This is a genomic window from Polaromonas sp. YR568 (assembly GCF_943369675.1).
Lineage (GTDB): Bacteria > Pseudomonadota > Gammaproteobacteria > Burkholderiales > Burkholderiaceae_C > Polaromonas.
On sequence record NZ_CALROB020000001.1, the window covers coordinates 134,849 to 146,813 of the forward strand.

The following is an 11,965-nucleotide window of genomic DNA, read 5'->3' on the forward strand; positions in this document are numbered from 1 at the left end:
ACCCGGCCAGGGCCGGCGCATGCGCGCCGGCCTTTCTTGTCCGGCCGTTGCCGGGCGCATCAGGCCCGCGGCAAGCTGATGCGGGCGCACAGGCCGCCGCCCGGGGCCGGCAGCAGTTCAAAGGTGCCGCCGTGCACGCGCACGATGCGGTCCACGCGGGCCAGGCCCAGGCCGGCGCCGGCCGGTCCGCCGCGCGTGGTTTCAGCGCGGCGAAAGGGCTGCTTCAAGGCCTCGGCGTCCCCGGGCTGAATGCCGGCGCCCTGGTCGCTGACCTCTATCCAGACCCAATCTCCCCGCGCTCCGGTGCCGATGGACACCGGCGGGCGGCCGTGGCGCCAGGCGTTTTCAACCAGGTTGTCCACGACGCGGCGCATGGCGCGCGGGCGCAGGGCAACCGGAGGCGGGTGACCGGCCCGCAGCGCCACCGGCCTGCCGTGGCCGGCCGATGCGGCGGCGACTTCAGCCGCGAGCGTGTCAAGGTCGACCGGCGCGAGCGCCTCGCCGTCGGTGTTGCGGGCGAAGTCCAGGAACTGGCCGATGATGGCGTCCATTTCCTCGACGCCGCGCGTCATGCGGGCCATGAGTTCCTCATCGGCCCTGTCCCGCAGGATTTCGATGCCCAGGCGCAGCTTGGTCAGCGGCGTGCGCAGGTCGTGCGAGACGCCCGCCAGCATCAATGCGCGTTCCTCGTCGGCCTGGGCCAGGCTGCGCACCATCTGGTTGAAGCTGCGGCTCAGGTCGGCGATTTCCGTGGGCCCGTCTTCGGGCAGCGGCTGCGGGCTGGCGCCGCCTGCCAGTGTGTGGGCCGATGCCATGACGCGGCGCAGCGGCCGGTTCAGGTAGCGGTGAATCAGCAGCGCGCCCAGCAGGGCCAGCAAGGCGCTTGTGAGCGAGGCCGCCACCCACGCGCCGGTGAATTCGCGCGCGGGCAGCACGCCGGGCAGATTCACCCAGTAGTCGGCGCCGTCCAGCCGCAGCCGCACAGCCAGGCTGCCGCCGGCTTCGCGGCGCCAGATGATTTCAGAGCCTTCGCCGTGCACCGCAATGCCGCGCGAGGCGTCGCGCACGAAGCGGCGCTCCAGCAGGCTGAGCGGCAGGCGTGCGCCGCGCGCATCGCCCTGCCCTTCGCCGGCCCCACCCTGCGCACCCCGCGCATCGTCCAGGTCCTGCATGGCACGGCGGTTGAACTGGGCCACAAAAGTTTCGCGCTGGGCCGGCGGCATGGCGGCCAGCCCGGCGCGTATCGAACTCACATTGCGCGCCGCCGCCGCCGACAGGTGCGCCAGCCGCGGCTTGACGATCAACTGGCGCACCAGCAGCGCGCCGGCCAGCTGGCCGGCCACGATGAGGACCACGATCAGCAGCACGTTGCGCCCGAACAGGCTGCGCGGCAATAGCGTCATGGAAAAAGCCTCATGGCTTGCCCGCCTTGCCGTGTTTGGCGCCGCCGCCTTCAGGGACGAAGACGTAGCCCACGCCCCACACGGTCTGGATGTGGGCGGGCTGCGAGGGGTCGGCCTCGATGAGTTTGCGCAGGCGCATGACCTGCACGTCGATGCTGCGGTCGGTGGCTTCATGGTCGCGGCCGTAGGCCAGTTCGATCAGCCGGTCGCGGCCCAGGGGGCGGTTGGGGTGCAGCGCCAGCGCCTGCAGCAGGCTGAATTCACCGGTGGTCAACGGCACGTCTTCGCCGTTTTTGTCCAGCCGGCGCGCATCCAGCGCCAGGGTGAAAGCGCCGAAGCGCACGGTGCCCCGGCCGGGCAGCGGGCCGCTGTGGGCGCCCAGCATGCGCTGGCGGCGCACCAGGGCCTGGATGCGCGCCAGCAACTCGCGCGGGTTGAAGGGCTTGGGCAGGTAGTCGTCGGCGCCCATTTCGAGCCCGACGATGCGGTCCACCGGATCGCCGCGGGCGGTGAGCATGACGATGGGAATGGTTTCGCCCTGGGCGCGCAGCCGGCGGCAGACCGCCAGCCCGTCTTCGCCGGGCATCATGACGTCGAGCACCAGCACGTCGAAACGCTCGCGCGCGAGCAGGGCGTCCAGCGATTTGGCGTCTTCCAGCGTGCGCACGGCGTAGCCCTGGTCGCCCAGGTAGCGCTGCAGCAGGCTGCGCAGGTCGGCCTCGTCATCGACCACCAGCACGCGGGCCAAGGCTTCGCTCATCGCGTCAGGCCCGCCGGCGGGAACAGGAAAAGTGCATTGCGAAAAACCATGGGCACCCGTCGCAAGAAAGATGCCCCATGTTAGCGGGCAGCCCGCGGCGTGCCGGCCGGCAAATCATGACAAACGATGACAAAGCCGCGCTTTGTTCACGCCTTGTCATGAAGAGGCCCGCGCCCGCCATCGTTGGCTCACATCCGCCGGTGACAGTGGCGTCACGGCACCGCAAATCGCCGTTGCGTTCCATCCCCCAACCTCTTCACACGACAAGGAGCCGCCATGAACACCGCCCTTTCAGCCTCTGCCCTCGCCTTTGCCCTGCTGGCCGCGGGTCTTGCCGCCACGGACGCCGGCGCGGCCAGCCGCCGCGTGCTGCGCACCCATGCCGATGGCAGCGCCACGGCCACCACGGCCGTGGCCCGCCAGGGCGCCCACGGCGGCACCCGGGTACGCGGCCGGGCCACGGCCGGAGACGGCCAGGGCAACGTCAATACCGTGGGCGGCGCCACCACGACGGGCCCCAACGGCGCCACGGCCGTGCGCACCGGCCAGGCCAGCCGCCATGCCGATGGGTCGGCCGAACGCAGCGGCGGGTTTTCCGCCGCCGGCGCCAAAGGCAGCGTGGAGAGCAGCGGCAGCAGCAGCCGCGGCGCCGACGGCAGCGTGAACGCCAGCCGCAACACCAGCGCCACCAGCGCCGCGACCGGCAACAGCATGCAAAGCACCGCCTCCTACAACCCGGCCACGGGCGTGAGCCGCAGCACCACCTGCTACGACGCGGGCGGCGCGGCCATGAGTTGCCCCTCGCGCTGAGCGCCGTCCGGCCGGGCTTTCGCCTTTCCTTCACCAACCTTCATCACCCTTCATCACATCAACCGGAGTACCCTCATGACCTCTTCTTCATTCACCCAGCGAGCCCTTTGCTTTTCGCTTTCCGTCTTCATCGGCACCGTGGCCCTGGCCGCCACGGCCCATGCGCAGGCGCCCAATGCCGCCCGCCTGGACAAAGCCCGCACCGAGTTGCAAAAGCGCTTTGACGCGGCCGACGCCAACAGGGACGGAAAACTCACGCGCGAGGAAGCGCAGGCCAAAATGCCGCGCATCTACAAGAATTTCGACGCCATCGACACCGCCCATGCCGGCACGATTTCACTGGCCGACATCGAAACCTTTCTGGTTTCGAAAAAAGGCTCGCGCAAGCCTGCCGGCTGAGCATGCCGCCCGCATCGCGGATTTCCGTTCCAGCGGCCACTGATTCCTTGAGGGAGAACGACATGACACGTCTTGCCACCCACGCACGGCATGCCGGCCTGGTCGCGACATTGCTTCTTTCCGCCACCACCGCGCTGGCGGCGCCGGCGCTGCCCGAGGGCGTGCGCCGCATGGCGGACCTGCCCTACGGCCAGGAAGAGCGCCAGCGCATGGACGTCTACCTGCCCGCGCAGGCGGCGGGCGCGCCGGTCATCGTCATGGTGCACGGCGGCGCGTGGATGGTAGGCAACAAGGCCATGCCCAACGTGGTCGACAACAAGGTCGCCTGGTGGGTACGGCAGAAGGGCTATATCTTTGTCTCGGTGGGCTACCGCCTGATGCCGCAGGCCGACCCGCTGTTGCAGGCGCGGGACGTTGCCACGGCGCTGGCCAGGGCGCAGGGCCTGGCGGCCTCCTGGGGCGGCGACCCGGCGAAGTTCATCCTGATGGGGCATTCGGCGGGCGCGCACCTGGCGGCGCTGCTGGCGGCCTCGCCGGCGCTGGCGCGCGAGGCCGGCGCCAAACCCTGGCTGGGCACGGTCGCGCTGGACAGCGCCGCACTGGACCTGGAGCGCATCATGAACGCCCGCCACATGCGTTTTTATGACCGCGTGTTCGGCGCGGACCCGGCCTACTGGCGCAGCGTCTCGCCCAGCAGCGTGCTGGCGCCGGACGCCACGCCCATGCTGCTGGTGTGCTCGACACAACGCGCCGACGGCTCCTGCGCGCAGTCGCGCGATTTCGCGGACAGGGTAACGGCCAAAGGCGGGCGCGCCGGCGTGCTGCCGCAGGACCTCACGCACGAGCAGGTCAACACCACGCTGGGCCTTCCCGGCGCGTACACCGAGGCGGTCGACGCTTTTATCGCGGGCCTGCTGCCCCGCCGGTAAGCGCCGCGCCGAACCCGCGGGTTCAGGCCGGCGGCGTTGCCGGCACACGCCGGTGGTAGTTGAAGAAGGTCCACATCATCAGCGAGGCATCGGGCCCGCCGGGCTCGTTGAATTCGACACTCGCGTCGCCGCCGCTCCAGGCGTGGCCCAGCGCGTCGATGTCGCACTTCACGAGTTGCGGTTTGCGGCCGGCGTACCAGGTGGATGTCTGGTACGCGTGGCGCGGCTTGCGGCCGCCGCGGCGCTCGGGGTGGCGGCGAAGCTGGGGCTCGTCGCGCGAGGCGCTCTGGGTGATGAGCGAGCTGTTGATGATTTCAAACTGCTTGACCAGCTGGTCGGCATTGACGCGCCGCACCACCGTGTCGTGGTCGCCATGGATCACGATGGCCGGCATGCCCGGGAAATCCGGCTGGTCGCCGGCGACGGAACGCGCGGCCGCGGCATAGGACGAACCCGAGCCGTAATGCATGGCGCGGTAGGCGCTGAAGGGCGAATGGGTGGTGCCGAACACCGGCGCCGAATGCATGCCCACGGCGGCGATCAGCGCCGGGTGGCGCAAGGCGACGATGGCGGCCAGCGCGGCGCCGGCCGACAGGCCCGCGACGTAGGTGCGCGAGGCGTCCAGCCCGTGCTTGTTCTGCACCTGCGCAATCATGGCGGCGATGACTTCGACGTCGCCCTCCCCGCGCTGTGTGGCCTGCTTGTACCAGTGCCAGCAACGATGGGCGTCGGCGGCGGCCGATTGTTGCGGGTAGAGCACCGCGAAGCCTTTGCGTTCGGCCAGCTCGTTCATGCGGCTGCCGACGGCGAAATCGGCCGCCGTCTGCTTGCAGCCGTGCAGCATCACGACCAGCGGGCGCGGCGCCGCCGGGGCGGCATCGGGCCCGGGCGCGGGTGTTGCGGAGGCCGGAAGGTAAAGCCAGTACAGCATGCGCCTGGCATCGCCGAGCGGGCCGTCGGCCGGCAGGGTGAACCAGGCCTTGCGCCAGGTGCCGGGCAAGCCGGCGGCGGCGCGGGCCTGCGCGGCGGTGGGCCGACGGACCTTTTTGGCGGGGCGGGCCACCACCGGCTTGGCCGGCTTGACCAGCTTGAGCCGGGGCCTGCGCGGCGTGGTGGCCGGCATGGCCTTGGGCAACAGGCTTTCAAACAGGCGCAGGCCTTGCGCCTGCTGGGCCTTGCTCACGCGGCGCATGCTTTTCAGCCAGAGGCTGCTCAGGCTTTTTGGCATGGGTGGGCGTGAAGTTGGGCGGTCATGGAAAAGGTCAGCAAGGAGCCTGGCTGTGTCCAGTTAATAAGTACACGGTTATTTTGCTGCATTGCAGCAAAATGTCTATCGTCCAGGGGCTTAAAGCGTTGCCGCCTGGCTTGAATCCGGTGCCTTTCGTCACAAAATCAGGGATTAGCGACGTAAAAGCCCCAGGCTTTACGATCGAGCCTGTGTTTCACACGGCTGAAACTCGCCTTTCCCCCCTTTTTCCACCCGTTTTTGCCCATGCCCCAGTTCCTGACCGCCGCCCTCTACCAATTCGTGGAACTGCCCGACTTCGCCGCGCTGCAGGCGCCGTTGCTCGCGCGCTGCGAAGCGCACGGCGTGAAGGGCACGCTGCTGCTGGCCGCTGAAGGCATTAACGGCACGATTGCCGGATTGCCGGAGGGCGTGCAGGCGGTGCTGGCGTTTTTGCGCGCCGACCCGCGCCTGGCGAAGCTGGAGCACAAGGAGGCCTGGGCCGCGCAGATGCCCTTCTACCGCATGAAGGTGCGCCTCAAGCGCGAGATCGTCACCATGGGCGTGCCCGAAGTGCACCCGGCGCTGATGGCCGGCGAATACGTCAAGCCGCAGGACTGGAATGCCTTGATCCATGAGGCGGGCGTGGTGCTGGTGGATACGCGCAACGACTATGAGGTGTCGATAGGCACATTTGCGGGCGCCATCAACCCGCACACCAGCAGCTTTTCAGAACTGCCCGGCTGGGTGGAGCGCGAAATGGCCGAAGGCGGCAAACTCGCCGCGCAAGGCGGCAAGAAGCCCAAAGTCGCCATGTTCTGCACCGGTGGCATACGCTGCGAAAAATCGACCGCGCTGCTGCGCTCCAAAGGTTTCGACGAGGTCTACCACCTCGAAGGCGGCATCCTCAAATACCTGGAGACGGTGCCCGCGGCGCAAAGCACGTGGGAAGGCGAATGTTTTGTGTTTGACGAGCGCGTCTCGGTGGGCCACGGGCTCAAGCCCGGCGGCTTCACGCTGTGCCGTTCCTGCCGCGACCCGCTCAGCGAAAAAGACCGCCAGTCGCCGCTGTATGAACTCGGCGTGAGCTGCCCGCACTGCCACGCGAAGACGAGCGAAGAACAAAAAGCCGGCTACCGCGAACGCCAGCGCCAGGTTGAACTCGCCGAAAAACGCCAGGCCGCGCACATCGGCGTGCGCCAGCCCGGCGCTTGATCGCTTCTTGACCGCCTGACCATGGCCGGCGCCCTGCCCGTCCTCTATTCCTTTCGCCGCTGCCCGTATGCGATGCGCGCGCGGCTGGCCCTGGCCATCAGCGGTGAGCCTTATGCGCTGCGCGAAGTCGTGCTGCGCGACAAGCCCGCCGAACTGCTGGCGGCCTCGCCCAAAGGCACGGTGCCTGTGCTGGTGTTGCCGGACGGCGCAGTGATCGACCAGAGCCTGGACGTGATGCTGTGGACGCTGCGGCGCAAGGACCCGGAGGGCTGGCTGGCACCGGCCAGGGGCTCCCTCGACGACATGCTGGCGCTGGTCGCCGGCAATGACGGCGAGTTCAAGCGCAGCCTGGACCGCTACAAATACCCGAACCGCTACCCCGAAGAATCGGCGGGCGATGCGCAGGCGTTTGCGCAATTGCAGCGCGCGCAAGGCGCGACATGGCTGGCCCGGCTGGACGGCATGCTGGACGGCGGCTGGCTGTACGGCGCACGCGCCAGCCTGGCCGACATGGCGCTGCTGCCCTTTGTGCGCCAGTTCGCGCATACCGATGCCGCCTGGTTCGCCGCGCAGCCCTGGCCGCGGCTGCAAGCCTGGCTGGCGCAGTTCGAGGCGAGTGTGCTGTATGCCGGCGTGATGGGCAAGCATGCGCCGTGGCAGGCGGCGAACGCCTGAACTCATTACTGATATAAAGCACACAGCGTCGCCCAGACCGGATCACACAGCCGGCAGCTCCGCCGCCCAAGCCCCACATCACGCGGCTTGCGGCCCATGCCAGTCCACTACCGGGAGGAATTTCTTGAACAAGCCCAATCCTTTTGCGCCGCCGCAGTCGACCGTCAGTGACGTGCCTGAGCTGCCGGTCGCCGCCGCCATCGCCGCCCTGCCGGTTTCCGATTCGTGGAAAGCCAGGTTCCAGCTCATCGAAAAAGCCGGTGGCGTGAAGTTGCCCGATGCCAAGGCCCTGGGCAGCGGCGAACGCATGAAAGTCATGTTCAACGTGCTGGCCTTCCTGTTCGGTCCGATCTATTACCTGGCAAAAGGCATGTGGAAAAAAGCCATCGCCCTGTTTGTGGTGTGCGTGGCGGTCGTGGTGCTCATCCAGCTGCTGCTGGAGATCACCGGTTACGCCCAGTTCGGCAAGCCACTTGGTTATGGTGTCGCCGCCGTCTTCGCCATACGCGCGAACATCGACTACTACAAGAGGATGGTGCTCGGGCAAAACGGCTGGTGGTAGGCGGCGCCTGTTTCCCCTGCCCAAGACCTGCTGCACCACTTTCCATGCGCACAATCCGAACTTTGCCGGCGCTTCTTGCATGCGGCCTCCTCGCAGGCTGCGTCACACCGCTGGATATCTCGAATTACCAAAAGGTGGGTATCGCCCGGATGCAGGGAAACCGGGCTTTTGTTCCCGATCCCGCCTTCTCGCAGCCGGCATACTTCAACATCTCGCCCCAGGAAGTCGCCTCCTCGTTCGGCCACCTTTGCCAGGCCAATTACAACTGCACCTACTTCGCCGATGAAGATGCGTACTACCTGCTTCAGAATTTTGGCGCCGTCCCAGCCCTGTCAGTGCGCTCGCACGCCGTGGCCATCGTCGACGGACGCACCGGGAAGCTGCTGAAATCACCCGCCAAACCATGAATGGCTTCCGCATAAAAGGCTCAGTTGCCTTGGCGGTGTGCATGGCGCTTTCAGCCTGCGCCATGCCCGACCCGGCAAGCTTTTCGCTGCTGCAGGGCGAAATCGCCCCGCTGGTCAAGGACGGCATGCCGCTTGCCGATGCGGTGGCGGCGCTGAAGCCTCGCGGCTTCTCCTGCATGGAAGGCACGTCGTTTCAACCAGGGGCCAAAGGCATCTTTGAGTGTTCCCGGTCCCGAGCGCCTTTATGGCCGCCGTATGGCTGTATTCACCGGATCTGGTTTGAGGCGACGCCGCCGAACAGCGCCATCTCGAACGTCAGGTTGTTTAATCCCGTCTGCGCAGGTCTGTAGCGCTTTACTCCCTCTCCCCCTGGGAGAGGGAGCAAGAAGGCCTCAGCGTTGTATACGCGTAGACAACACCACCGAGGTATGCGTGCGCTCAACGCCGTCCAGCAGGCCTATGCCGTCGATCAGCGCGTCCAGCCTCTCAATGGAGCCGGCCTGCACGATGGCGATCATGTCGTAGGCGCCGCTGATGGACAGCAGCCAGCGCACCTCGGGAATCTTGCGCAGCGCCGCTTCCACCGTGCCCGTGAGCTTGGGGCCGACAGTGAGCATGACGTGGGCCGACACCTGCGATTGCTCATACGCGTCACCCGTGCGCGCGCCGTAGCCGGTAATCACCTTGTCGCGTTCCAGCCGCGTGATGCGCGCCTGCACCGCCGTGCGCGACAGCCCGACCTTGCGCGCCAGCAAGGCCATGGGGCAACGCGCGTTGTCGCGCAGTTCGGCAAGCAGGGTCTGGTCAATGGCGTCGAGTTGCATGGATTTGGGGCCTGGTCAGCCGGATTGGTTAAATCGCGCATTTTTATAGGCTATTTACCTAAAGTATCGCGTTATTTTCACTATATTGATACTGGTAACCGCCTGCGCCGCCTTCCACAATCGGCCATTGCCCCCGCATCGGGGGCGCAACCCCAAGGAGACATCATGAAAAAGATCATGGTTGCAGGCGCCGGAAAAATCGGCTCGGCCATTGCCGCTTTGCTGAGTGCCACCGGCGACTATTCAGTGACGGTGGCCGACGCGTCGCCGGCGGCGCTGGCCGGCATCAAGAGCGGCCCGCGCGTGCAGCGGCTGGCGCTGGACATCACCGACCCGGCGGCCCTGCGCGCGGCGCTGCAAGGCCAGTACGCGGTGCTCAGCGCCGCGCCCTTCCACCTGACCACACCGATCGCCGAGGCCGCCGTGGCCCAGGGCGTGCACTACCTGGATCTCACGGAAGACGTGGCCAGCACGCGGCGCGTGAAGGAGCTGGCGGCCGATGCACGTTCAGCGCTGGTCCCGCAGTGCGGCCTGGCGCCGGGTTTTGTCTCCATCGTCGCGGCCGACCTGTGCCGGCGTTTTGACAGCCTGCACAGCGTGCGCATGCGGGTGGGCGCGCTGCCGCGCTTCCCGTCGAACGCGCTCAACTACAACCTGACCTGGAGCACCGACGGCGTCATCAACGAGTACTGCGAGCCCTGCGAGGCGATTGTCGAAGGCGTGCTGCGCCAGGTGCCGCCGCTGGCCGAACACGAGGAGTTCTCGCTGGACGGCGTGACCTATGAGGCCTTCAACACCTCGGGCGGGCTGGGCACGCTGTGCGAGACGCTGCAGGGCAAGGTCACCCACCTCAACTACAAAACGATTCGCTACCCCGGCCACGCGGCCATCATGAAGGTGCTGCTGAACGACCTGCGCCTGCGCGAGCGCCGCCATGTGCTGAAAGACCTGCTGGAAAACGCGCTGCCGGTGACGCTGCAGGATGTGGTGATCGTATTTGTCACCGTGAGCGGCCAGCGCGACGGCCGCCTCATGCAGGAGACCTATGCCCACAAGGTCTACAGCCAGGCGGTGGACGGCGTGCTGCGCAGCGCGATCCAGATTACGACCGCGGCAGGCATCTGCACGGTGCTGGACCTGCTGGCAGCGGGGAAGCTGCCGGCGCGGGGATTTGTGAGGCAGGAGGAGATCGCGCTGGGGGATTTCCTGGCGAATCGTTTCGGCAGGGCTTATGCCGAGCACCCGGCCGAACGCGCCGCAGCCTGACGCCGGCGTCAAAGATCGGGCGCAATCGCCTCGGCATAGTCATACAGCGCGCCCAGGATCGCCTCGCCGCGCTCGTCGGCGGTTTCCGAGAGCGTGTCGATCCGCGCGAACAGCGCATCCACATTGCGCGCCCCGCCCTCGCCCTCCAGCAGCCAGGCCACGCGGTGCGCCTCCCAGCGTTCGGCATCTTCGGGCGACAGGGTTTCGGGGAAATTGCGGGCGCGATAGCGGAACAGTATTTCTTCGAGGCGTTCGTCGTCAAAGCCGGTGCGGCTGTGGGCCAGTTCGGCGGGCGACAGTGCGCGCAACTGGTTCAGGCGGCGCCGGTCGGTGTTGTTGATGAAGCCGCCATAGAGGTCTTCGTCGACGTCGGGCGTGCCGGCCCTGGGGCGCTCAAAGACTTCCGGCCAGATGGCGCTCATGTCGGGCAGGCCGGCGGCTTTTTCGGCGTTGCGCAGGGCGGCGTTTATGTCCACACCCCATTGGGCCGCCATCTCGGGCGTCAGGGTGGCCAGCTTGCGCACCACCATGGGCGACTTGTTCAGGTGCACGGACTTGATGGGCAGGCGCTGCACGCCCTCGGGCAGGTCGGCGGATTTGCTGAAGAGGCGCTGGCGCAGCGTGGCGACGTCGAGCAGCGGCAGCTCGCTGGGGTCTTGCGACAGGTCCCAGGCCAGCAGCTCGTTTTTGTTGCTGGGGTGCGTGGCCAGCGGCCACATGACGCCCAGGCAGCCGCGCTCGGGCGGGAACATGCCGGAGATGTGCAGGAAGGGCTGGGCCGTCTGCGGGCTGGTGGGCAGGCCGAGTTCGGCGGCGACGCGGTCTTTCTTGTGCAGGCTGAGGGCGAAGTCAAACAACTTGGGCTGGGCCTGGCGGATCAGGCGCGCCAGCGCGATGGTGGCGCGCACGTCGGAGAGCGCATCGTGCGCCGCGTCATGCATGAGGCCGTTGGCGCGCGCCAGGTCTTCTAGCTTGAAGCTGGGGCGGGTCGCCTTCGGGTCATTCGGAAAGCGCTCGTCGGGCTTGCGCGGCCAGACGATGCCTTCGGGCCGCAAGGCGTAGCACATGCGCACCACGTCGAGCAGATCCCAGCGGCCGCAGTCGTTCTGCCATTCGCGCGCATAAGGGTCCATCAGGTTGCGCCAGAACAGGTGGCGCGTGACCTCGTCGTCGAAGCGGATGGTGTTGTAGCCCACGCCTATGGTGCCGGGCTCGGCCAGCACGGCCTCGATGCGGGCTGCGAATTCGTGCTCGGCCACGCCGCGCTCCAGGCACAACTGGGGGGTGATGCCTGTCAGCAGGCAGGACTCCGGGTCGGGCAGGTAATCGGCGGCGGGTTTGCAGTAAATCATCAGCGGCTCACCGATTTCATTGAGTTCGGCGTCGGTGCGTATGCCGGCGAACTGCGCGGGCCGGTCGCGCCGGGGGTTGATGCCGAAGGTCTCGTAGTCGTGCCAGAGAAAGGTGTGGGAGGCCATGAGGGTCTTGGA

General features: G+C 67.5%; 14 protein-coding genes. 9 read left to right on the top strand and 5 right to left on the bottom strand.

Annotation, left to right across the window (positions count from 1 at the left end; genetic code table 11):
* Positions 1–59: 59 nt before the first annotated feature.
* Complete coding sequence (locus tag ACLV8F_RS00610; protein WP_411882311.1) at positions 60–1,403, bottom strand: ATP-binding protein; 1,344 nt, start codon at positions 1,401–1,403, stop codon at positions 60–62.
* Between the two features lie 10 nt (positions 1,404–1,413).
* Positions 1,414–2,163, bottom strand: a complete 750-nt coding sequence (gene ompR, locus ACLV8F_RS00615; RefSeq protein WP_411882312.1) for a two-component system response regulator OmpR — start codon at positions 2,161–2,163, stop codon at positions 1,414–1,416.
* Between the two features lie 276 nt (positions 2,164–2,439).
* Here ompR and ACLV8F_RS00620 point away from each other — a divergent pair, with 276 nt between their 5' ends.
* The 3 genes from ACLV8F_RS00620 to ACLV8F_RS00630 all read left to right on the top strand — a co-directional run bounded on the left by ACLV8F_RS00620 (position 2,440) and on the right by ACLV8F_RS00630 (position 4,301).
* Positions 2,440–2,973: a hypothetical protein gene (locus ACLV8F_RS00620; RefSeq protein ID WP_411882313.1), complete on the top strand. Its 534-nt coding sequence runs from the start codon at positions 2,440–2,442 to the stop codon at positions 2,971–2,973.
* Between the two features lie 75 nt (positions 2,974–3,048).
* Complete coding sequence (locus ACLV8F_RS00625; protein WP_411882314.1) at positions 3,049–3,372, top strand: EF-hand domain-containing protein; 324 nt, start codon at positions 3,049–3,051, stop codon at positions 3,370–3,372.
* Between the two features lie 62 nt (positions 3,373–3,434).
* On the top strand, positions 3,435–4,301 hold the full coding sequence (locus tag ACLV8F_RS00630) for an alpha/beta hydrolase (RefSeq protein WP_411882315.1): 867 nt from the start codon (positions 3,435–3,437) through the stop codon (positions 4,299–4,301).
* Between the two features lie 22 nt (positions 4,302–4,323).
* Here the strand turns inward: ACLV8F_RS00630 and ACLV8F_RS00635 are convergent, their stop codons facing one another.
* On the bottom strand, positions 4,324–5,529 hold the full coding sequence (locus ACLV8F_RS00635) for an alpha/beta hydrolase family esterase (RefSeq protein WP_411882316.1): 1,206 nt from the start codon (positions 5,527–5,529) through the stop codon (positions 4,324–4,326).
* A gap of 264 nt (positions 5,530–5,793) precedes the next feature.
* On the opposite strand from ACLV8F_RS00635, the gene ACLV8F_RS00640 reads away from it, so the two are divergent.
* The 5 genes from ACLV8F_RS00640 (at position 5,794) to ACLV8F_RS00660 (ending at position 8,735) form a co-directional block, all read left to right on the top strand.
* Positions 5,794–6,741, top strand: a complete 948-nt coding sequence (locus ACLV8F_RS00640; RefSeq protein ID WP_411882317.1) for a rhodanese-related sulfurtransferase — start codon at positions 5,794–5,796, stop codon at positions 6,739–6,741.
* A gap of 21 nt (positions 6,742–6,762) precedes the next feature.
* Positions 6,763–7,416 carry a glutathione S-transferase gene (locus ACLV8F_RS00645; protein ID WP_411882318.1) on the top strand — a complete coding sequence of 218 codons (654 nt, stop codon included), beginning with the start codon at positions 6,763–6,765 and terminating at the stop codon, positions 7,414–7,416.
* 124 nt (positions 7,417–7,540) lie between these two features.
* Positions 7,541–7,978, top strand: coding sequence for a DUF2628 domain-containing protein (locus ACLV8F_RS00650; protein ID WP_411882319.1), 438 nt, complete (start codon positions 7,541–7,543; stop codon positions 7,976–7,978).
* 44 nt (positions 7,979–8,022) lie between these two features.
* Complete coding sequence (locus ACLV8F_RS00655; RefSeq protein WP_411882320.1) at positions 8,023–8,385, top strand: hypothetical protein; 363 nt, start codon at positions 8,023–8,025, stop codon at positions 8,383–8,385.
* The gene (locus ACLV8F_RS00660) at positions 8,382–8,735 is read left to right on the top strand and encodes a hypothetical protein (RefSeq protein WP_411882321.1); all 354 of its coding nucleotides are present in this window, start codon (positions 8,382–8,384) and stop codon (positions 8,733–8,735) included. The genes ACLV8F_RS00655 and ACLV8F_RS00660 overlap by 4 nt, the downstream gene beginning before the upstream one ends.
* Positions 8,736–8,777: 42 nt before the next feature.
* Here ACLV8F_RS00660 and ACLV8F_RS00665 read toward each other — a convergent pair whose 3' ends face one another.
* A complete protein-coding gene (locus ACLV8F_RS00665; RefSeq protein ID WP_411881854.1) occupies positions 8,778–9,209 on the bottom strand; it encodes an Lrp/AsnC family transcriptional regulator in 432 nt (143 codons plus the stop codon).
* Positions 9,210–9,374: 165 nt separating this feature from the next.
* On the opposite strand from ACLV8F_RS00665, the gene ACLV8F_RS00670 reads away from it, so the two are divergent.
* A complete protein-coding gene (locus tag ACLV8F_RS00670; RefSeq protein ID WP_411882322.1) occupies positions 9,375–10,475 on the top strand; it encodes a saccharopine dehydrogenase family protein in 1,101 nt (366 codons plus the stop codon).
* An 8-nt stretch (positions 10,476–10,483) separates the two neighbouring features.
* On the opposite strand, the gene sbcB is transcribed toward ACLV8F_RS00670, so the two are convergent.
* Positions 10,484–11,953 (bottom strand): exodeoxyribonuclease I, encoded by a 1,470-nt coding sequence (gene sbcB / locus ACLV8F_RS00675; protein WP_411882323.1) that lies wholly within the window; start codon positions 11,951–11,953, stop codon positions 10,484–10,486.
* Between the last annotated feature and the right edge of the window lie 12 nt (positions 11,954–11,965).